Below are 20,038 nucleotides of genomic sequence, written 5' to 3' on the forward strand. Positions count from 1 at the left end.
AAAGATGTGAAAATTTAGCGAAGCTGGCCAAGTCATTAACGTCCAGCGAAAGTTTATTACTGTCCATAAAAAAACCGACGCCACTGAGTCACAAGTGGCGACGGTTTTATATTTTACGGTGCGGCGGTGTGGGGTACCCAGTTCAGCAAGCGCTGCTTGTAGTCATAGCTAGCGCCTTGGTAATAGCTGATAGCACGAATGATCAATGGGTCTGTATCGTTGACCCTTGACTCTAGGCTCTCGGTCAATGCCTGGTCATGACGGCGAAGCAATTTCTGAGGGCTGAGGATGGCCAGGTTAGTACCGTCAAACAGCCCAAGATGCTGATAGTTACCTACTAGCACGCGAGGGGGCAGCGGGTTGTCCTGTAATAAGTTACGGCCAAAGAAGGTTGACTGATAACTCTGATTTAATAGCCCGAGGAGGGTTGGCGCCAGGTCGATTTGGCTTGCCAGTTGCGATGATTCGCGCGCTTTTATCAACGTGGGCGCATAAATAAATAGCGGGATTTGATAGTTGGTGATCGGCAAGTCCTCTCGGCCTGCGCTACCAGCGGTATGGTCGGCCACGAACACAAAAATAGTGTTGTTGAACCAAGGTTTCTGTCGCGCTTCTTCAAGGAATTTGCCAATGGCGTAATCGGTGTATTTCACCGAACCGTTGCGACCGTCACCCGATTTAATGTCGATCCGACCCGCAGGATAAGTGTAAGGGCGGTGATTCGACGTCGTCATTAACTGCAGGAAAAATGGCCTGTGTTTGGCGAAGCCGGCATCCGCCTCGTTCAGCGATTGCTGGAAAAGATCTTCGTCGGCTATGCCCCAGGCATTTTTAAAGTGGATGTCTGATTCCTTAATACTGCTCTGATCAACAATGCGATAACCGTTGCCGCTGAAAAACGCGTTCATGTTGTCGAAATAACCACGGCCGCCGTACATGAATACGCTGTCGTAACCTACCGCGTTAAGTTGTTGGCCCAAGCTGCCGTAGCCGCTCTCACGACCGATACGCTTGACGATAGAACGGCCTGGCGTCGGTGGAATGGACAGGGTAATGGCTTCCAGCCCGCGATCCGTACGCGTCCCGGTGGCGTAGAAATTATTGAAGTAGAGGCTGTGCTTTCGTAATTCGTCGAGATTGGGCGTTAAGTTATGCGGGTCGCCGTTGCTGCCCATGTACTTGGCGCTAAGGCTTTCGATGGTGACCAGAATAATATTTGGCGTTCGAGGCGTGCCGGGGTTGGCAATGTTGCGGCGAATATCCTGCGGGTCTTTGCCAATGAACGTGGCATTGGGCTCAGCCAATTCAGCGCGCAATTGATGAGCGACTTCTTCGTTAGACAGGCTTGCAAAAAACTGTTTGTAATCGAGTTCGTTATTCCGGAACGCCGCGAAGAACTGAAACGGTCCGTTGGTACCCAATTCATGTTGGTAAGCATTGCCGCCTTCGCCGCGTGGGCTTTCTTGATCGATGAACTGCATATTCAGCCCGGCGAGCACCAGAAGCACCGCAAAGCTGATCAGCCGTTGCCGTGCTTTAGGCAATGGCGCACTCACGGCAGCTTTGACCGGTTTGTACAACAAAGTACTTAGGCCAATAGCAGCGACAGCAAGAATGCCGAGCAATGCACCAATGGGGTAAGACTCAAGAATGTTGTTCAGAACTTCTTTGGAATAAACCAAATAATCCACGGCAATAAAGTTGAAGCGAACGCCGAACTCATCCCAAAATAACCATTCGGCCACTGAAACAAATAGCATGACGAAAATGCTGACGGTCATGACGCCGTGCAAAAACCAACGGTGTCCGCGGGTGCGCCACAGAGCCGGAGGGCAGAAAAGCGCATAAAAAGCCAAGGGCAATGCTGCGTACACAAGGAACGCTATGTCATAAATAGCGCCGATCCCGAAGATAGACACGAATCCGTTGCCAGCCTCGTGTAAATGGGTGGCCAAGAGCACGCCGCGAGTAATTAAAAAAATCACGAACCAGGTAGCGGTCAATAAGAATAAATAGCGGAGGGGTGCGGTGTGAGAAGCACGCATTGTTGTTTCCTTACGCATGGCGTTGACGTTGTGCAACGCCAAGGGTGTCTCGAATAACTAATTCGAAGGAGGGTATGCTTTTTATTGTTGCGGCGTGAGCATGGTGCAATTCGATGACATTAAAAGACTCGCGCGTATGGGATAAGAATCAGCCGTTAACGATTTCGTACTAACGTCCATCGCTAATCGGTATCCGTTTGAACCGATTAGTTGTTGCGAGAGGCCCGGATTAGAGCCTTTAAATCACGATTAATGCAGGCGAGCGGACAACGCGATTCATCGCGTGCGCAATCATCCTCTAGTCTTTGTCAAAAAAATGTGAGGCCGTTTGAAAAAACACCTGGGCGAAAGTGAAAGCGTCTAACGCTTGGCACCTCTCAAGATAATCTGACACCCCGGTTTGGCATCAGACACCTCAAGCGTCATATCGTGCAAACGAGCCACCGCCGCGACCATGCTTAGCCCCAGGCCGTTGCCCGGCGTATGCCGACTGGATTCAGAACGGTACAACCGCCTGAATACAGCTTCTCGTTCGATTTCTGGAATGCCGGGACCGTTGTCGCTGACGATCAAGCACGGGCCGCCAACAGCACTTCCCACGGTGACCCGAATACGGCTGTTGTCGGGTGAAAACTTAATGGCGTTATCCAACAAATTACACGCCGCATCGAATAGCAGTTGCGCATCGCCCGCTAGAGTTGCAGGCGTTGGTGCGGGTTCGAACGTTAGGGTCATACCTCGCTCTTCGGCCAGTGGCTCGAAGAACTCGGCGGCGTCAGCACCGATGCGGTTTAGATCGACCTTGGCGAAACTACTGCGGCGTGCACTGTCTTCGATTTCGGAGATCCTTAGCAGCGCACGAAAGGTGAGCAGCAACCCGCGGGCCTCATTAAGCGCCGAGTCCACGGTCAATGCGTAATCCTCTTCCAATAGGCCACGTCGTTGGGCCCTTTCCAGTCCGGCAATCAACCGTGTCAATGGCGTGCGCAGGTCATGAGCAATGTCGTCACAGACACCCTTGACTTCGCTCATCAGTCGTTCTAGCTCATCTAGCATGCCGTTGACCACATTGGCCAAGCGATCGATGTCATCGCGGTTGCCCCGGGTCGGCAAGCGTCGGCTAAGGTCACCTTCTACGATTTGTTTAATCGAGGAGCTGAGGGTGTCAAGCCTGCGACGAGCCATGTACCCCAACCCAATCGATCCGATCAGGCCCACGACCAGCAACAGGCATCCACCGGATACCAGTGCATTGACCAGTAGTTCGTCAAATTCATGAATGTCGTGCATGTCCTGGGCGACCAGAAGCGTCTTACCGTCTTCAAGTTTATGAACCATGAAGCGAATGGGGCGTTTACTGCCGTTAGGTTTTTCCCAGAGAAACTCGTCAGGTTGGTCGTACGCTTTGAACGCGGGCAGTGTTTCTATGGCGCCTGCAATGAGATTGCCTTGTCCATCGAACAACGAGTGGGGGAGGCGTGCGTTAACGTCTTGAAGGTCGTGTTTGCGGATTTCCTGCTCACGCAACTCAGGCGTCTGTCGGCTTCGATTATCAACTTGGCGTATTAGGGCGGTGTCCGCCTCGGCCTTGAGGTAGACCGCAGTTTGCCAGTAGATGTAGCCAAATAGCGCCAGAAACGAAAAGCCGAACAAACCCAGAAACATCAGGCCAGTGCGAAAGCTGATAGTGCGTGGAATTTCACTCAGGTGAACGGAGAACATAGCCAGCTCCACGTACGGTATGAATCATTGGATCGTCGCCTTCGCCATCGACCTTTCGACGTAATCGACCGATATGCACTTCAATGACATTGGTTCGCTCGTCATAACTGTAATTCCAAACCGCCTCAAACAGCATGGTGCGGGTGATGACTTGCCCAGCATGGCGCATCAGGTATTCAAGCAGGGCGTACTCGCGAGGTAACAAGTCGATAGTTCTCTCGCCCCGCCGTACCGTACGGGCCAACAGATCGACGTCAAGTTGACCGACCTTCAACCGACTTTCGCGCTCTTGGCCTGGCGGCGAGACCCGACGACGGATCAGAGCATCCAAGCGCGCGGTCAGCTCGATAAACTCGAAGGGCTTGGTCAGGTAATCATCGCCGCCCGCCCGTAACCCGCGGACGCGCTCATCCAGCGCATTCAACGCGCTCAAAATCAATACCGGCGTGGCAATACCTGCGGCGCGTAAAGCGGTTAGCACCCCCAATCCATCCACTGCTCCGGGCAGCATTCGGTCCAGCACAATGATGTCGAAATCGCCACTGAACGCATTCATCAGCCCGTCACGACCATTTTCAACGCAGGTCGCTTCGAACCCATGGTCTTGCAGCGCGGCCTTGATTTCGTTGGCAGTAGGTGCGTCGTCCTCGACGATGAGTACGTGGGTCATGGGCGATGCCGTCCTCGATAGATGGGCGGTGAGGATTGGGTACAGTTTTCCTCAGTGGTGGCATAGTGTGCCAATGCGCGATGAACGGGAAGGTCGCGTCAACATGAACAAAAGTTTAGCTGCGGTTCCATTGAGGTCATTGTGCGGATACTGGTAATTGAAGACGACGCTCGCACTGCGGCTTACCTGGTGCGTGGCTTGAATGAGAGCGGGCATGTTGCCGATGCTGCCGACGAAGGCGTCAGCGGCTTGGCCATGGCCCTGGAAGGTATTTATGACGCTTTGATCGTTGATCGGCGTTTGCCGGGCGTGGACGGTCTGGTACTCGTTCGCACGTTACGAGATAGGGGCCTGCGTACACCAATCCTGATGCTTAGTGCGCAAGGTTCGACGCAACACCGTGTCGAGGGTTTGCAGGCTGGGTGCGATGATTACGTGACCAAACCTTATGCGTTCGTTGAGGTATTGGCGCGCCTTGATGCGTTGCTCCGCACCGCTGATAGACCTGCTCCAAGCTCGCAAATCGTATCCGTTGGGGAGGTGCAGCTTGACTGCGCCACGCGTTCGGTAACGCGGCAGGGTCGGGTGATCGTTTTGCAATATCGGGAGTCGCTGATCTTGGCCAAACTCATGCGCCATGCCGACCAAGTGGTGACACGCGACATGCTATTGGAGAGCGCGTGGGATTACGCGTTTGACCCTAATGACAATGTTATCGATAAACATATTTATCGCCTGCGTCGCAAGCTGGATGAGGGGTTCGACCGCTCTCTGATCCGAACGGTAGCGGGGGCGGGGTATCTATTTGAATCGTGTGACGAGTGATCAAGTCTTTTTAGAGGCAACCTGAACGGGTGATATTCCCTTTCAGCGGCTTTGGGAGTGTCGGCTTCTTCTGCCATGCCCCGCTGCATGCGTTTTACAAAAAGCGTGGGATTGAAGAATTAAAAACCTGTTTGGGCGAGCGCGAGACCCTTTATGGCCATCCGAAGTCTCCAGTGTTGTGGCCTGTGAGGTCCGTACTTAGGCCCTTGGCTTATTAAATAAATGTTTAGGTTCCGAGGACTGCAGTGACAGTCGCGGCTGGTTATCCTTCATTCGTTGGTGGGATGTCCCACTAAGAAATTGGGAATGATCAGCACATGTCAGGTGCATCTATGCCGTCGAGAGTTGTAACGCGTTTAGCGTCAGGGCGAGTCCCAAGGTCACTGGCGTTCACCGCAGGATTATTGCTCGGTGGTTGTTCGTTGGTGCCTTCGTATCATCAGCCCCAGGTGCCGATTGCACCCGCTTGGGATGCTGTACAAGGTTTGACTGGCGCCTCGACGCCGGGTGGTCCCTGGTGGGAAGAGTTTCACAGTGACGAACTCAATGGCCTTGTCGCTAAAGGGTTAACGGACAATTACACGCTTAAGGCGGCGGTCAGTCGGATCGACGAAGCGCAAGCCTTAGCTCAAGTTACGGGCGCCGCGAAATACCCACTGCTGTCCTTGGGCGGCAACTTTCAGCGCCAGAATAACTACGGCACCACGCAAAAGCGCAGCGCGTTTGCTGATGCGACCTATGAGGTCGATTTCTGGGGTAAACAACGGGCCGCAGCAGATTCCTCGGCCGCGTTAGCCCATGCTAGTGCTTTCGATGCTCAAACGTTACGCATGACTCTCGGAGCGAATATTGCCAATACGTATTTCCAAGTGTTGTCCCTAGACGATCGGCTGCGCTTGGCCCAGTCGATTGCCGGTGACGCGCAACAGGTGCTGGATCTGGTGAACGTTCAAGCGGCCCAAGGCGCCGTTTCGAACCTGGAAGTCGAACAGCAACGTAATGCGCTCCAGACGTTTCAAGCTGCAGTCCCACCACTGCGGCAGCAACGTGACATGGCGCTGTATCAGCTCGCAGTTTTGGTTGGGGTACCGCCACAGGGTTTCAAGGTCACTAAAGTGGGTCTTAACAATTTGGCCGTACCTAACCCCCGCGCTGGCCTGCCGGTCGGCCTGTTGCGTCAACGCCCCGACATTCAAGCGGCCGAAGCGCGTTTGAGATCCGCCAACTTTGATGTCGGCGTCGCACGAGCAGCCTTTCTACCCAATCTTTCACTCGATCTTCAAGGCGGTATCGACACCCTCAGCGGCAGCAACATCTGGAGCATGCTCGGTACCTTGGGTCAGCCGGTGTTTGCCGGAGGACAGCTCAAGGGACAATTGCATTTGGATCAGGCTCATGTTCAGGAGTTGACCTCCAGCTATCGCGAATCGGTGATTGAGGCCTTGCAGGACGTACAGACTCAACTGAGCGCGGCACATCAGCTCGACCAGAGTTATACGTTAAATGTGGCGGCCGTCACTTCCGCCCGAGAAGCGGCGAGATTGGCGCAAGTTCGCTATCGCCTGGGATCGACTGACTTCCAAACATTGCTGATCGTCGAACGCACCCAATACCAAGCTGAAGACACTTTGCTGCAAGTAAGGCTGCAACACTTGCAAGCCGCTGTAGGCTTGTTTAGGGCTCTGGGCGGTGATTTCAGCCCCGCCAGCGTTGCTAGCGACGTCACGCCATCCACTTCCTTTTCCTCTCTTCAGGCCTCCCGTCCATGACTTCGGTGCAACCTGTTTCCTCTCGTCGTCGATTTCGACTTATTGCACTGATCGTTGCGGTGATCATCGCGGTCTTGGTTCGCCAGTTCTGGCCAGGCAGGGTCCAGACTATCCCAAGCGTGCCCGCTGATGCGGTGGTTCCGGTGACCCAGCAACAGGTGCAGCAGCAAGACTTACCGATCTGGCTTGATGCCATTGGTAACGTTCAGGCTCTCAACACCGTCAACGTACGGGTCCGGGTCGATGGAGAGTTGCAAAAAGTATTTTTCAACGAAGGCCAGATAGTGAAATCCGGCGCGCAGTTGGCGCAGATTGACCCACGGGTTTATCAGGCTCAGGTGGCGCAAGCCCAAGCGTTGGTCGCCAAAGACCAGGCACAAGTTGCCAATCTGCGCGTCAATCTGGACCGGGCCAGTAAGCTGGCAGCGGCGAAGGCGGGGCCGACTCAAGATGTTGATACGTTTCGCGCCGAGCTGGCGGCGCAACAAGCCACGGTTCAGGCCGATCAGGCTGCATTGGACAACGCTAAGTTACAGTTGAGTTTCACCCAAATTACCGCACCGCTGACCGGCCGCACCGGCCAGCGTTTGCTTGACGTAGGCTCCATCGCCCATGGCGCTGACGCGACTGGATTGGTCACCATCACCCAGATGAACCCCATTTCCGTGGCGTTCTCAGTCAGCCAGGATGCCTTGGCTGAAATTCTCGAAGAGAACACCCGTCATCCGCTGCAGGTAGTTGCAATGAGTCGCGACGGCAAGCAGGAAATTGCAACCGGCCAGCTCAGCTTTATCGACAGTCAGGTCGCTGCCGGCAGCGGCCAAATCCAGCTCAAAGCCCAGTTCAACAACGACACCTCGCAACTGTGGCCGGGTCAATTGGTGAGCGCCAGAGTCTTGCTCCACACTCAGCGCGATGCCACGGTTGTGTCCGTCAATGCGGTGCAACAAGGGCAAAAAGGTTCATTCGTATACGTGGTCAATTCCGATCAGCGTGTAGAACCACGCTTGGTGGATGCTTCTTCGGTAGTTAATGGCCAGCAATGGATTCGTAAAGGCCTGGCGCCGGGAGAAACCGTGGTGGTCCAAGGTCAGTCAAGAATTGCCGCAGGGGTGAAAGTCTCAGTGGTAAAGACTGATGTGGTGACCGCTCAACCTCCGGCCAATGCAGAGGTCAGTCGATGAACGCCTTAGCCGGTTTGATCAAGCGCCGCGTGGGCCTGTGCCTTCTGGCTATCGGGATCATGCTGCTCGGTGGTTTTGCTTACTTCCAACTGCCGGTTGCACCGCTACCGACGGTGGATTTTCCGACCATTCAAGTTACGGCCAAGTTGTCCGGCGCCAGCGCGGACACCATGGCGACCTCGGTGGCGACGCCTTTGGAACGAGCGTTCTCAGCAGTGCCGCAGGTTACTTCAATGACCTCGACCAGTGCTGCCGGTAAAACCCAGATCGTGTTGCAGTTCGATTTGAGCCGTGACATCGACGGTGCTGCTTTAGATGTTCAAACGGCAATCAACACCGCGACCCCTAACTTGCCGAAAACCATGACCAGCGCCCCGACCTTCAACAAGGTCAATCCTGCTGAATTTACGGTTTTGTCATTGGCCCTGACGTCACCGACCAAAACCTTGCACCAGTTGGATCTTTACGCTGATAACTACTTGGCGCAGCAGTTGTCGCAAATGCCCGGAGTCGGCTTGATCGATTTCCATGGCGAACAAAAACCTGCAGTACGGGTGCAAATCGATCCTGATGCACTGGCTGCTCGCGGTCTGACACTTGAAGACGTGCGCAGCATCATAGGGGTCAGCACCCTGGATCAGCCTAAGGGAAGCCTGGATGGCGAATATCGCTCGATCACCTTAGGCGCAACCGATCAGTTGCTAGATCCCAAAGGCTATCGCGAACAAGTGGTCGCTTATAAAAACGGAGTGCCGATCAAGCTGGGCGATTTGGGGAGCGTCATTGATGGTGCAGAAGACACTCAACAAGCTGCGGCCATTGAGGGCGAACCCGGCATCATCGTCGACATTCACAAGCAGCCTGGCTTCAACGTCTTGTCAACCATCGCATCCATCAAAGCAAAGCTGCCGGTTTTAACCGCGCAGTTGCCAAAAGACGTCCATGTTCAGGTGGTGGGTGACCGCACGCAAACCATCGAGGCCTCGGTTAACGACGTGCAATTTACGCTGTTGCTATCGATCGCCTTGGTGGTGGTAGTTATTTTTGTATTTCTGCGCAAGGCAACAGCGACGTTGATACCGACGCTGACTATTCCGTTGTCGCTGGTAGCAACATTTGCCGTTATGTATCTGCTGGGTTATAGCCTCGATAACCTCTCGATCATGGGCTTGGCGATTGCAGTCGGGTTTGTGGTCGATGATGCCATCGTGGTGATGGAAAACATCGTTCGTCATCTGGAAATGGGCAAAACGAAAATACAGGCGGCAGTGGAAGGACTACAAGAAGTAGGTTTTACAATTATTTCAATGACCATCTCGCTGATTGCCGTGTTCCTACCGATTCTGTTGATGGGCGGCATTGTCGGCCGGCTGATGCGCGAGTTTGCGGTGACGGTCAGCGTTGCCATTTTAATGTCATGCATTGTCTCTCTGACGGTCACACCGATGCTCTGTGCATGGCTGCTTAAACGCGAAGAGGAAGAGCCTGAGCCAGGGCGTTTTTCGCGGATTTGTGAAAGCGCGTTTAACCGCGTTCATGACAGCTACAGCCGCAGCCTGGATTGGGTATTAGCTCACCAACGGCTCACTCTGGCCGTAGCGATGGCGACATTTCTGGCCACTGCAGCGCTTTATGTTTACATACCCAAGGGCTTTTTTCCGCAACAGGACAATGGCCTGATTCAGGGCATTGCGGAGGCGGCGCCGGATATATCACCCAAAGCCATGCGTGATCAGGTAGCGCTGCTGTCGAATATCGTGGGTGCTGATCCGGCGGTGGCAAAGGTCTATTTCTGGATAGGGCCTAACCCGACTATCAGTCAGGGTAAAGTGATGATCAACCTCAAGCCATTTGCCCAGCGTACCGCTTCGGCGCAACAAGTCATTGCACGTTTACAGCCACAACTGGACAAGATTCCCGGCATCAAGATGTTCATGCAGGCTAACCAAGACATCCAGATTGGTGGCAGGGCCAGCAAGACCCAATATCAATACACACTTCAAGACCCGGACAGCCAAGAGCTGGATCACTGGAGCGGCGTATTGTTGGCCAAACTCAAGACCCTGCCGCAGTTGCAACACGTAACGTCTGATCAGCAACGCGCCACTACCCAAGCGACATTGGTCATCGATCGCGCCACCGCCTCGCGGATGGGCGTCACAGTTCAAGCCATTGATGACGTGTTGTATGACGCATTCGGTCAGCGCCAGATCGCGACCATGTTCACTGCGCTGGACCAAAATCACGTCATCCTGGAACTCGATCCGAAGTGGCAATTGTCGCTGGAAACGCTTGGCCACTTGTACGTGCGGTCGAACAGTGGCGCATTGGTGCCGTTGAATTTGTTAGCTGACCTCAAAAGTGAGTTGGTCCCGATTATTATCAACCACCAAGGCATCTTTCCGGCCATCACCCTGTCGTTTGACCTAGCACCAGGACATGCATTGAGCGAGGCCGTCAATGCTATCCAGCAGGCGTCGTTAGCAGTGGCTTTGCCGGACAATGTTCGCGGCGGTTTCCAAGGCACGGCCCAAGCTTTTCAGGATTCCCTGAAGTCCCAACCCTGGCTGATTCTCGCAGCGATCCTGACCGTCTACATCGTGTTGGGAGTGCTGTATGAAAGCGCCATCCACCCGCTAACGATTATCTCCACCTTGCCATCGGCCGGATTTGGAGCGCTCCTGGCGCTCATCATTTGTGGTCAAGACTTATCGGTGCTGGGCATGATTGGGATCATTTTGTTAATCGGCATCGTGAAAAAGAACGCCATCATGATTGTCGACTTCACGTTGGCAGCCGAAAAACAAGGGATGTCTGCGGCCGACGCAGTGCGCGAAGGGTGCTTGTTACGATTGCGGCCGATCCTCATGACTTCGTTGGCGGCGTTGCTGGGCGCGGTGCCGCTGGCATTCGGACACGGAGCTGGTTCGGAATTACGCCAACCGTTGGGCATCGCCATCGTGGGTGGTTTGCTGGTATCCCAAGTACTGACGCTATATACCACGCCAGTTGTTTATCTTTGGTTTGATCGTTTTCGCCGCCGTCGTGCTGCCGTTACCGGACCGCTACTGCTTGATAAGCGCTTGATTTAGGAGGGGTGGTCGACTCTTGCAACGGTCCTATTACTAAAATAAGAAGAGTTTTGACGTTATTTTCATTAGCCACCCTGAACACTAAGCGTCAAGGTGGCTTGTATAACGAGCAGTGTAGGAAAAACCATGCGAATTCTTGTTGTCGAAGACCATAAAGATATTTTAGATAGTATCTCTGAGTACATGGTGCTCAAAGGCTGTGAAGTAGTAGGGGCGGCGGACGGTTTGACCGGCTTGCACCTTGCGGCAACGGAGACGTTTGACGCGATTATTCTCGACGTCATGTTGCCCGGGATGGATGGGAATCAGCTGTGTAGGAATCTTCGGGAGCATGCGCGATTGGACACGCCAATTTTGATGCTGACTGCCCGAGATGATTTGCCTGACCGCCTTAAGGGGTTCAAGTCCGGAGCTGATGATTACATCGTCAAACCGTTTGCATTGTCAGAGTTGTTGGCACGTATTGAAGCCATTGCGCGGCGCAAAAAGGGCGTGCAGAAGCGCGTTATCCAAATCCATGATTTGATCTACGACTTGGACGCGCTTGAGGTTACCCGTGCCGGGCGACCGTTAAAGTTAAATCCGATAAACCTCACATTATTAGCAGTTCTGATGCTAAAAAGTCCGGCTATCGTTCGCCGGCAGGAGCTTGAAGAGGCAGTCTGGGGGAGCGATCTGCCGGACAGTGACAGTTTAAGAAGCAATATCTACTTGCTGCGTAAAGTTGTCGATAAAGGGTTCGATATTCCGTTGCTGCATAACTATCACGGGGTCGGTTACAGGATTCACACCTCAGCCTAGTTGTATTGTTTTTCAGGTTCATGTAACGTTTTGAAATAGTTGATTGTCATTCTATGAAATTTTCACACTGGATTAACTCCTTTGTGACGCTCCGTTAGTTACGGTTTTTATCAATGACTAGCGGAGAAGAATCATGACTAATCCGGTAAAGCTCAACGTTCTCCAAAAGTACGGCGAAGCCAATGCGCAGCATTATTTTCGCAGATGTCAGGGCGACGCCGTACGGCGATTGTCGCACTGGCGAGACGAGCAGCTTGCCCGTAAAGCCCTTGTGCTAGCGGGTGAGCCGACTACCGTTCTAGACCTCCCATGTGGTTTAGGCAGATCCTGGCGGTTACTCGCAGAGAAAGCCAACCGCGTGATTATTGCGGCGGATAGTTCGGCAGTAATATTGCAAACGGCCTGCGATTCACAACCGTTGGCGGTGGTAAAGCGAATACGTACATTACAGATATCGTTATTCGATATTGAACTGCCCGAAAACTCGGTGGACTGTATCTTTTGCATGCACTTGCTGCATCACATTGGCGATGCCAGACACAGAGCGGCGTTACTTGAACAATTGAACCGTGTCACTCGTGACACCGTGATCATTTCGTTATGGGTTGACGGTAACTTCAGCGCATGGAAGCGTAAGCGTCAAGAGCAATTACGACTGGCGCAGGGAAAACAAAGTGGTCATCAAAACTGCTTCGTGATTCCTGTAAAGATAGCGGAATCTGAGTTCGTGCAAGCGGGCTTCGACATTCAAAATCGCCTGAATTTTCTTCCGTTATATGCGATGTGGCGGGTCTACGTACTGCGCAAGAAAATGGAACCAGAGTAAGCCTGTTTTTGAACTTTCTGGTTGTTTTGACTATCAAGCCTACTTAGGGTGTCCACGCAATTAACGGCCACCGATACAGGTTTTTAATACCCGGCGCCCTTTGAGCGCTACGGAAATTTTATAGGACCATAATTTATGATGACTAAAGATAAGCCCGTATGGCTGATTACGGGTTGCTCCACCGGTTTTGGTCGCGAACTGGCGAAGTTGGTATTGGCGCGTGGCTGGCGTGCTGTGGTGACGGCTCGTGATCCCTCGACGCTTGCTGATATTGTCAAAGGCCATGAAGATTCCTCATTGGTGCTTGCGCTCGACGTTACTAATCGACAGCAGGTCATTGAGGCGGTGAGCCAAGCGAACGAACGCTTTGGCCGCATTGACGCGCTGGTTAACAATGCCGGTTTCGGCTATTTGGCTGCGATTGAAGAGGGCGAGGACGAGCCCGTACGGGCAATGTTCGAGGCCAACGTTTTCGGTTTGGTGGACATGATCAAAGCGGTGTTGCCTACGATGCGAAAGCAGCGCAGTGGGATCATCATCAACGTATCCTCTATCGGCGGCCTCACCAGTTTTGGCGCCACTGGTTATTACCACGGCACCAAATTTGCGGTAGAGGGCATTTCCGAATCGCTGGCGATCGAAGTCAAACCGTTGGGGATTGATGTATTAATCGTTGAGCCCGGTCCGTTTCGCACCAACTGGGCCGGTCCATCAATCAAGGCATCGGCCACGGTCATTGATGATTATGACGCCACCGCCGGAGAACGCCGCCGCCAGACCTTTAAACGCAGTGGTAGCCAGGCAGGCGATCCGGTGCGAGCCGCCCAAGCGATCATCGACGCTGCCAGTTCGAAAAACCCACCACTGCGCTTGCTGCTGGGCAAAGCCGCACTGGAATTGGCCCGCAAAAAAATCGAATTGTTGCGTCATGATTTCGACACGTGGGAAAACACCACACTGGGCGCTGATTTTCCAGAAGGGCACTGAAGTAAAACAGGTAGTAGTCGCTCTCAGTAGCAGCTAGCGCGTTGGCAAAGGATCCTTCGCGGTGCGTCTGGCACGTAAGCGTCCGGCTAAGTCAACTACACAGACCCGCAAAGCTAAGACATGGTGTGCACTTTCATTTAAGTGGACACCAGTTGCAGCCTTTAAGCGGCATTTCATGCAATCAAAATGCCGTCCCTACGCCAAATCCTTTAAAGTCCAGATCATATGAAGTGCGCCCAACCGGGTGCTTAAGCTGCTAGCGGCGCACTGAGCAACCGTCTCAACGCGACCCTTCTTCATAAATACCGTCTGAGCAACGCATCTTCCTAAAACAGTGTCCTGTGGCCTGAGCGGCTGATCTTTGTTGCCTACGTTATAGCGATCAACCACGAGCAACGTGAGCCCTTCCATTCTCGATAACTATTTGATTGGCATGTGCGTCCCTTTACGCAAGACCTTCTTCTCGCAACGCTTTCTGAACCGCAGGACGAACTTTGACCCGGTGATACCAGGCACGGAGGTTATGCAAATTGTTGAAATGGATGTCGGCTTTGTAATAGCTGGTCAACCAGGCAGCCTGGCCCCAGCCGGTCAATGCGAACAGATAGGCGTCCGCCACAGTGAAGGAATTACCCATGAGGTATGGGCGGGTAGTCAATTGTTCGTCAATCCAGGCGAAGCGCTTCTCCAACTTTGGCTTGGCAGTGTCTACGTATTTACCCGCGAGTGTTGAGTACAACAGCGGAATGTACCCCTTGTGGATCTCAGACGTAAGGAAGCTCAGCCATTCTTGAAGTCGGTATCGATCAAGGGTGCCATGGGCGGGAACAAGTCCAAGCTCCGGCCTCAGGTCACCCAAATACTGCACGATTGCTGGGCCCTCACGCAGGAGAGTTCCGTCGTCCAGCTCGATTGCAGGTACGTAGCCAAAGCTGCTGACCTCGAAGTAATCGGCGCCCAATTCGGTGATGTGCTTCTTGTGATCGACTTTAATCAGTGTGGCATCGAGACCAAGCTCATTCAGGACGATATGGGGCGAGAGGGAGCAAGACGCGGGGATGTAGTACAGCTTCATTTGCAGACTCCAGAGCATTAGTGAGTGCTGTCAACTCCAACAGAGAGACGGCCTCAGCTCATTCTAGATGTCAGGAATAAAATAGGAAGAACGCACTATTTTGTAGTATAGGTACAAAAAATATACCTACATCCCTCAAGGATTCTGACCATGAAGGACAACATATCAGGCTGCTCGGTCGAAGAAGCGATGCGTTTGCTAGGTGGCCGCTGGCGCCTGCTCCTTGCGTCCTACCTGCTCGATGGACCAAAGCGCTTTAATGCGCTTAGGCGGGACATTCCCGCTATTTCGCAACGAATGCTGACCATTGATTTACGCGCCCTTGAGGAAGCAGGACTCGTAAAACGTACAGTATTTCCCACCGTGCCCGTTACGGTTGAATACGAACTCACCGTTGATGGACGGCGGTTAGAGCCTGTTGTAGAGGTAATGAAGCAGTTTGGGCTATGGGTCAAAAGCCGCCAATCCGTTGATAGCGTCTGTCCAGATCACATTGCGTCAGTTAGCAGTGTTTCCATTGATGCGGCATTAGTTGGTCGAGCTTGATTGCCCGCTGCGTTGGCAGATGCGTAGAACTTCCTTCAAATAAACATTGGATCATGTCCGGTTAGTCGTGCCGATTGGATCGAACTCATTTTGGCCGCCGCCCGTTTTCCGCTGCGCAGTGACCCAGCGAATGCCAGATTTTGCGGCCCAAGTGCCCAAGGCCGGATCTGGTTTTCGGCCCAGTTGTCTATGGGTACGGTCCTGTCGTCAAGGTAGCGCGATACCGCTGGACGGCGCTTTCACGCTATTTCGAGGATGGGTGCTACCCATCGACAGCAGCCATTCGAACAGCAAATAAGGCCTTGGCACTTGGACGCAACAACCGGCTATTTGCTGGATCGTTAAACAGCGGCAAACGTGCGGTCGTGCTATCAGCCTGGTTCAATCGACCAGGCTCAATGGCCGCAAGACTGGCTGCTCGTGGCTCAGGACAACGGTCATAACCCAGAAGTATATTCTTGAGGATGTCCCACGCAGAAAAGGGCAACCGGAAAATGAGAGAGTTTAAGCCCTAATACGTCCTTCATCTTAATATCATCAAAACCCATTACTACCACCCCGCCCAACCCCGCTGCAGTGGTAGCTAGATACATGTTCTGAGTAACTGCTCCAGCTTCAAAATCAACATAGCGTGCACCCCTAAGGCCGTCGGCTTGTTGATCTGCGAAATGAAGGATTGCGAGATCTCGGTCAGCAGCTATGACGATGACGGCCGGAGCTTCTTCCAACCATCTTTCATCTCCTAAAGCGGCTGCATTCAACAATCCATTTTTGATTGGGTCTCTGTTGCGGGAGATCCTCCCTGATTTTGAATCAAACGCGTACACACCTGACGAAAGACCTTCCACTTGATGTATAACTACCGTCAACATAAGTGGGTGGAGGGCGTGAGCAGAAGGTGCAGAACGCTTTCCGTCCACAGAAGTACAACCCTGTCCGGCGACAAGAATACTTTCCAAAGCGGCCAAGCTCAGTTTTTCTTGACTGAAACTTCTAACACTTCGTCTCTTGGAAAGGAGGTCGTTTAACAGCGCGGTACTTTGAGTACCCATTAGCTTTTCATCCATGTTGAATTCTCCTGAAGGTAGCAGACTTCGAACTCCGATCATGGAAGCATTCCTTCCTCTACTTCAATGCTTAAGACGATGACTATTCGAACGCAGATGCAAGGATAGATAGCCACCACAACGCTGTCCCAATGCGCTCGCCCTGTCTTATTGAACCGTAGGCATCGCCGTGTCTTTTGGCCACAGCAACCAGATTTGCCCAGCCTGTTTCATATTTCCCGCCAGTTCGCCTGCTGCCACACCGGTACCGGTGAACAAATCCGCGCGGACTTCGCCGGCAATTGCGCCGCCGGTATCCTGTGCTGCAACGGGACGTACGATAGGGCCGCCGCCGTTGGGGCGAGTGGTCGAGAGCCAAAGCAAGCTGCCCAGTGGAATAACTTTGCGATCAATCGCCACGCTGTAGCCGGCTGTCAGAGGCACGTTAAGAGAGCCGCGTGGGCCTTCGTTGCTCTCGGGCCGTATACCGAAAAACACATAGCTTGGATTACTCGCTAACAACTCTGGAACCTGGTCCGGGTTGGCCGTTGCCCAGTCCCGAATGCGGCCCATGCTCAGTTCTTCTTTCTTGAGCTGATCATGATCGACCAGCCAACGTCCTACGGGTTTGTAAGGATGACCATTCTGGTCGGCATAACCTATGCGCAATTGTTTGCCACTGTCTAATTGGATGCGGCCGGAACCTTGGATCTGTAGGAACTGCAAGTCCATCGGGTTGCTTAGCCATGCCAAGACCGGCGCGCTTGCTCCCTGACGGTCAATTGTTGCGGCGTCGTCATACGGCTTAAGTGTGCGACCCTCAAGCCGTCCACGCAGCCGTTTACCCTTGAGTTCGGGGTAAATGCTATCGAGCGCCACCACCACAAGGTCATCTGGCACGCCATATACCGGCACCGTGGTCGTATCGGTGCGCTCAAGACTGCCCTTATAAATGGGTTCGAAATAACCGGTTATCAAACCCTTCGCGCCTTTGTCAGCCGACCGCAGGCTATACACCTGCAGGTTTGACTTAAGGAATTCACGAACCGCTGCTGCATTAGATGGAATCTGGGCGGCGGCGCTGCAAGTGGTTTTCCAGACTTTATCGTTGGCCATCCGTGCGCACGCCGAATACCAGGCATTGAAGCCCGCGAGCAGGTCGTCATCGCTGGTGGCTGGCAGGTCCTCCCACTTGACACTGACATAGGTAGTGACCACGGGCGGGGTGACTTTCGGGACGCCATTATCGCAGGCAGCCAGCAGGGCAAAAAGAGGCGCGACGCAAAACAAAAACCGGCGCCAGCGGCAGCAAAAATCAATCACACGATGTGTTCCTGGTGAAATTTGAAGGCATCAGCTTGGAGAATCAGGGAACCCGCGTCAAATGCGCAACGCCGCCACTCATGTTTGCGGCGGCTTTGCGACTGATCAGCGGCGCGCGAAGACGTATTCGCCGCCTTTCTTCAACGCGGCTTGATAAGCAGGGCGCGCCTGAGTGCGGTCTACCCATGCGGCGAGGTGTGGGTAAGCGCCCAATTTGCCGAATTGCTTGGCCACGTCGCCGATAAAGCTTAACTGGACATCGGCGCCGGTCAGCTCATCGCCAAGCAGGTAGTTGGAGTGGCTCAACGCATCGTCGATATAGCTCAGGTAGTTGGTCACTTCTGAATCAATACGTGGGTGCAAGGGCTTGCCTGCTTCCCCTAAACGAGCGACGTACAGGTGAAGCATCAACGGCAACATCGCCGACCCTTCGGCGAAGTGCAGCCATTGCACGTATGTGTCATACGCCGCTGTCGACGGGTCTGGCTGAAGCTGCCCGTGGCCGTGGCGCCGAATCAAGTAATCAATAATCGCAGCAGACTCGATGAGGACATTTGTGCCGTCTTCGATGACTGGCGACTTACCCAGCTTATTGATTGCTTTCAGCTCTGGGGGCGCCAAGTTGGTCTTCGGATCGCGTTGGTAACACTTGAGTTCGTAAGGAATTGCCAGCTCTTCCAACAGCCAAAGGATGCGCTGCGAGCGCGAGTTGTTCAGGTGATGGACGATGATCATGGGTAATTCCTGTGTAAGGGCAGTTTCATTCACGAAGGGTCTGACCCGTCGGGGGAGGGGTTGTTCAGTTTTAGGCGGCAACGGGGCTAAAACTATAAAGAAGCTTATTTGAAAGAACACGCGGCGAATATTCGCGGCGTTATTTCCGGTGGCCATACCGGGATCACCAAGGCAATGATGGAACGCTTGCCTGCTCTGGAAGTGGTGGCGGTAAATTGGTCAATGAAATTGACTTGGTTGCCGCCCTGATCGAGGGCCGGATTGCCGGTGCATGCATGCCTGGATGCGGTGCTGCCAGCCGCACCGCACCAGCGCAACGCTTGAGACCTGCAGTCACTTCCAATTCTGTGACCTGAAGAATTAACGGTGTTAAATGAGCCAGTAGCGCGATAGTGCAGTTCGTATGTTTAACGACGCATCTTTGCTTCCAGCAATGCTTTCACATTTGGCCACTCCGAATCGATGATGCTGAATCGCACCGAATTGCGTTTGCGACCGTCGGGCATGATGCGTTCATGACGGACTATTCCCTCCTGCGTCGCACCAATGCGCAAGATAGCCGCCCGAGATTTTTCATTTAGTTCGTCGGTGGTAAATTGCACCCGCACGCAGTTCATGACGTCGAAGGCGTACATCAACAGCAGGTGCTTCACTTCGGTATTGATCCCCGAGCGCTGCACTGACTCGCTCAACCAAGTGTGACCAATTTCCAGCTTTCGATTCTTGCGGTCAATTTTCCAAAACCGTGTACTCCCCACCAGCCTGCCGGTTTCGCGCTGAATGATCGCGAAGGGCATCACCGTGCCAGCCTGTCGTCCCTCCAGCGCCGTCGAAACATACTGCTCGACCGTGCCCGGTCCGGGCACTACGGTAAGGGTCATGTTCCAGAGCTGGCCATCGGCTGCGGCCTCCAGCAATCGCGAGGCGTGGCTCAGTTGCAAAGGTTGAAGTTCGACGGTATTCCCGATCAGGAAGGTTTCGAGGGGCAGGGCGTTCATGGTTGGCAGGAGGGCCTCAGGATTAAAGTTGCGCGTCGATGGGCACGCTGCGTGAAGTGATTTCGGTGCCGGTGTGGAGCGTGGTAACTGTTTCGATCAGCATCACCCCGCACTCTTGTTCGGCCACCGGGTTGTGGCGAACCCCGCGCGGAACGGTAAAGAACTCACCGGGATTGATAACGACTTCCGAGTCCGGGAGCTGAATTTTCAAGCTGCCGTACACCACCATGAATGTTTCGTCTTCATCGTCGTGAGCGTGCCACATCAGTTCGCCCTTGAGCTTGGCGACCTTGATGTATTGATCGTTGACCCGGCCGACAACTTTGGGTGACCAATGCGCGGTCAGCGAAGCCAAGGCCTGGGCGATGTTCACTGGGTGGGAAATAGTCGGCAT

At 53.6% G+C, this 20,038-nt stretch carries 17 protein-coding genes and 2 pseudogenes; 9 read left to right on the forward strand and 10 right to left on the reverse strand.

What is annotated here, in order from left to right; translation table 11 throughout:
- Positions 1 to 113: 113 nt before the first annotated feature.
- The 3 genes from QN378_RS01405 to QN378_RS01415 all read right to left on the reverse strand — a co-directional run bounded on the left by QN378_RS01405 (position 114) and on the right by QN378_RS01415 (position 4,437).
- Positions 114 to 2,045, reverse strand: coding sequence for an LTA synthase family protein (locus QN378_RS01405; RefSeq protein ID WP_322203871.1), 1,932 nt, complete (start codon positions 2,043 to 2,045; stop codon positions 114 to 116).
- Positions 2,046 to 2,405: 360 nt separating this feature from the next.
- On the reverse strand, positions 2,406 to 3,767 hold the full coding sequence (locus QN378_RS01410; RefSeq protein ID WP_322203869.1) for a sensor histidine kinase: 1,362 nt from the start codon (positions 3,765 to 3,767) through the stop codon (positions 2,406 to 2,408).
- Complete coding sequence (locus QN378_RS01415) at positions 3,745 to 4,437, reverse strand: response regulator transcription factor (RefSeq protein ID WP_322203867.1); 693 nt, start codon at positions 4,435 to 4,437, stop codon at positions 3,745 to 3,747. Before QN378_RS01415 ends, QN378_RS01410 begins: the two co-directional genes overlap by 23 nt.
- Before the next feature lie 141 nt (positions 4,438 to 4,578).
- On the opposite strand from QN378_RS01415, the gene QN378_RS01420 reads away from it, so the two are divergent.
- The 7 genes from QN378_RS01420 to QN378_RS01450 all read left to right on the forward strand — a co-directional run bounded on the left by QN378_RS01420 (position 4,579) and on the right by QN378_RS01450 (position 13,921).
- Positions 4,579 to 5,262, forward strand: a complete 684-nt coding sequence (locus QN378_RS01420) for a response regulator transcription factor (protein ID WP_322203865.1) — start codon at positions 4,579 to 4,581, stop codon at positions 5,260 to 5,262.
- Between the two features lie 332 nt (positions 5,263 to 5,594).
- Positions 5,595 to 7,031: an efflux transporter outer membrane subunit gene (locus QN378_RS01425; protein ID WP_323567422.1), complete on the forward strand. Its 1,437-nt coding sequence runs from the start codon at positions 5,595 to 5,597 to the stop codon at positions 7,029 to 7,031.
- On the forward strand, positions 7,028 to 8,215 hold the full coding sequence (locus QN378_RS01430; RefSeq protein WP_322203861.1) for an efflux RND transporter periplasmic adaptor subunit: 1,188 nt from the start codon (positions 7,028 to 7,030) through the stop codon (positions 8,213 to 8,215). The genes QN378_RS01425 and QN378_RS01430 overlap by 4 nt, the downstream gene beginning before the upstream one ends.
- Positions 8,212 to 11,307: an efflux RND transporter permease subunit gene (locus tag QN378_RS01435; RefSeq protein ID WP_322203859.1), complete on the forward strand. Its 3,096-nt coding sequence runs from the start codon at positions 8,212 to 8,214 to the stop codon at positions 11,305 to 11,307. The genes QN378_RS01430 and QN378_RS01435 overlap by 4 nt, the downstream gene beginning before the upstream one ends.
- Before the next feature lie 126 nt (positions 11,308 to 11,433).
- On the forward strand, positions 11,434 to 12,108 hold the full coding sequence (locus QN378_RS01440) for a response regulator transcription factor (protein ID WP_322203857.1): 675 nt from the start codon (positions 11,434 to 11,436) through the stop codon (positions 12,106 to 12,108).
- Between the two features lie 133 nt (positions 12,109 to 12,241).
- Complete coding sequence (locus QN378_RS01445) at positions 12,242 to 12,934, forward strand: class I SAM-dependent methyltransferase (protein WP_323547215.1); 693 nt, start codon at positions 12,242 to 12,244, stop codon at positions 12,932 to 12,934.
- Between the two features lie 135 nt (positions 12,935 to 13,069).
- Complete coding sequence (locus tag QN378_RS01450; RefSeq protein ID WP_322203853.1) at positions 13,070 to 13,921, forward strand: oxidoreductase; 852 nt, start codon at positions 13,070 to 13,072, stop codon at positions 13,919 to 13,921.
- Positions 13,922 to 14,366: 445 nt separating this feature from the next.
- On the opposite strand, the gene gstA is transcribed toward QN378_RS01450, so the two are convergent.
- Complete coding sequence (gstA, locus tag QN378_RS01455; RefSeq protein ID WP_323547213.1) at positions 14,367 to 14,996, reverse strand: glutathione transferase GstA; 630 nt, start codon at positions 14,994 to 14,996, stop codon at positions 14,367 to 14,369.
- 150 nt (positions 14,997 to 15,146) lie between these two features.
- Between gstA and QN378_RS01460 the strand changes: the two genes are divergently transcribed.
- Positions 15,147 to 15,542: a helix-turn-helix domain-containing protein gene (locus QN378_RS01460; RefSeq protein ID WP_323547211.1), complete on the forward strand. Its 396-nt coding sequence runs from the start codon at positions 15,147 to 15,149 to the stop codon at positions 15,540 to 15,542.
- Here QN378_RS01460 and QN378_RS01465 read toward each other — a convergent pair.
- The 4 genes and pseudogenes from QN378_RS01465 to QN378_RS01480 form a co-directional block, all read right to left on the reverse strand.
- Positions 15,499 to 15,781 (reverse strand): annotated as a pseudogene (locus tag QN378_RS01465) (transposase domain-containing protein); the annotation flags it as partial. The gene QN378_RS01460 and the pseudogene QN378_RS01465 sit on opposite strands and share 44 nt — an antisense overlap.
- A gap of 198 nt (positions 15,782 to 15,979) precedes the next feature.
- Positions 15,980 to 16,609 carry a SagB/ThcOx family dehydrogenase gene (locus QN378_RS01470; RefSeq protein WP_323547209.1) on the reverse strand — a complete coding sequence of 210 codons (630 nt, stop codon included), beginning with the start codon at positions 16,607 to 16,609 and terminating at the stop codon, positions 15,980 to 15,982.
- A 147-nt stretch (positions 16,610 to 16,756) separates the two neighbouring features.
- Positions 16,757 to 17,911, reverse strand: a complete 1,155-nt coding sequence (locus QN378_RS01475; RefSeq protein ID WP_323547208.1) for a murein transglycosylase A — start codon at positions 17,909 to 17,911, stop codon at positions 16,757 to 16,759.
- Positions 17,912 to 18,016: 105 nt separating this feature from the next.
- Positions 18,017 to 18,646 (reverse strand): glutathione S-transferase, encoded by a 630-nt coding sequence (locus QN378_RS01480; protein WP_323547206.1) that lies wholly within the window; start codon positions 18,644 to 18,646, stop codon positions 18,017 to 18,019.
- 96 nt (positions 18,647 to 18,742) lie between these two features.
- Between QN378_RS01480 and QN378_RS01485 the strand changes: the two are divergent.
- Positions 18,743 to 18,862, forward strand: a pseudogene (locus tag QN378_RS01485) (2-hydroxyacid dehydrogenase); the annotation flags it as partial.
- A 191-nt stretch (positions 18,863 to 19,053) separates the two neighbouring features.
- On the opposite strand, the gene QN378_RS01490 reads toward QN378_RS01485, so the two are convergent.
- Both QN378_RS01490 and QN378_RS01495 read right to left on the reverse strand, forming a co-directional pair.
- Positions 19,054 to 19,644: a GNAT family protein gene (locus QN378_RS01490; protein WP_323547204.1), complete on the reverse strand. Its 591-nt coding sequence runs from the start codon at positions 19,642 to 19,644 to the stop codon at positions 19,054 to 19,056.
- A gap of 22 nt (positions 19,645 to 19,666) precedes the next feature.
- On the reverse strand, positions 19,667 to 20,038 hold the full coding sequence (locus QN378_RS01495) for a cupin domain-containing protein (RefSeq protein ID WP_322203845.1): 372 nt from the start codon (positions 20,036 to 20,038) through the stop codon (positions 19,667 to 19,669).

Origin of the sequence: Pseudomonas sp. 10S5, from assembly GCF_035019745.1 — a bacterium.
Classification (GTDB): domain Bacteria; phylum Pseudomonadota; class Gammaproteobacteria; order Pseudomonadales; family Pseudomonadaceae; genus Aquipseudomonas.

Bases quoted from the DNA above. Each gene is read 5' to 3' on its own strand.
- QN378_RS01405 (WP_322203871.1), bottom strand. From the start codon at position 2,045: ATGCGTGCTTCTCACACCGCACCCCTCCGCTATTTATTCTTATTGACC.
- QN378_RS01415 (WP_322203867.1), bottom strand. From the start codon at position 4,437: ATGACCCACGTACTCATCGTCGAGGACGACGCACCTACTGCCAACGAA.
- QN378_RS01430 (WP_322203861.1), top strand. From the start codon at position 7,028: ATGACTTCGGTGCAACCTGTTTCCTCTCGTCGTCGATTTCGACTTATT.
- QN378_RS01440 (WP_322203857.1), top strand. From the start codon at position 11,434: ATGCGAATTCTTGTTGTCGAAGACCATAAAGATATTTTAGATAGTATC.
- QN378_RS01480 (WP_323547206.1), bottom strand. From the start codon at position 18,646: ATGATCATCGTCCATCACCTGAACAACTCGCGCTCGCAGCGCATCCTT.
- QN378_RS01460 (WP_323547211.1), top strand. From the start codon at position 15,147: ATGAAGGACAACATATCAGGCTGCTCGGTCGAAGAAGCGATGCGTTTG.
- QN378_RS01495 (WP_322203845.1), bottom strand. From the start codon at position 20,038: ATGCCGACTATTTCCCACCCAGTGAACATCGCCCAGGCCTTGGCTTCG.
- QN378_RS01445 (WP_323547215.1), top strand. From the start codon at position 12,242: ATGACTAATCCGGTAAAGCTCAACGTTCTCCAAAAGTACGGCGAAGCC.
- QN378_RS01470 (WP_323547209.1), bottom strand. From the start codon at position 16,609: ATGGATGAAAAGCTAATGGGTACTCAAAGTACCGCGCTGTTAAACGAC.
- QN378_RS01450 (WP_322203853.1), top strand. From the start codon at position 13,070: ATGATGACTAAAGATAAGCCCGTATGGCTGATTACGGGTTGCTCCACC.
- QN378_RS01490 (WP_323547204.1), bottom strand. From the start codon at position 19,644: ATGAACGCCCTGCCCCTCGAAACCTTCCTGATCGGGAATACCGTCGAA.
- QN378_RS01435 (WP_322203859.1), top strand. From the start codon at position 8,212: ATGAACGCCTTAGCCGGTTTGATCAAGCGCCGCGTGGGCCTGTGCCTT.
- QN378_RS01410 (WP_322203869.1), bottom strand. From the start codon at position 3,767: ATGTTCTCCGTTCACCTGAGTGAAATTCCACGCACTATCAGCTTTCGC.
- QN378_RS01425 (WP_323567422.1), top strand. From the start codon at position 5,595: ATGCCGTCGAGAGTTGTAACGCGTTTAGCGTCAGGGCGAGTCCCAAGG.
- gstA (WP_323547213.1), bottom strand. From the start codon at position 14,996: ATGAAGCTGTACTACATCCCCGCGTCTTGCTCCCTCTCGCCCCATATC.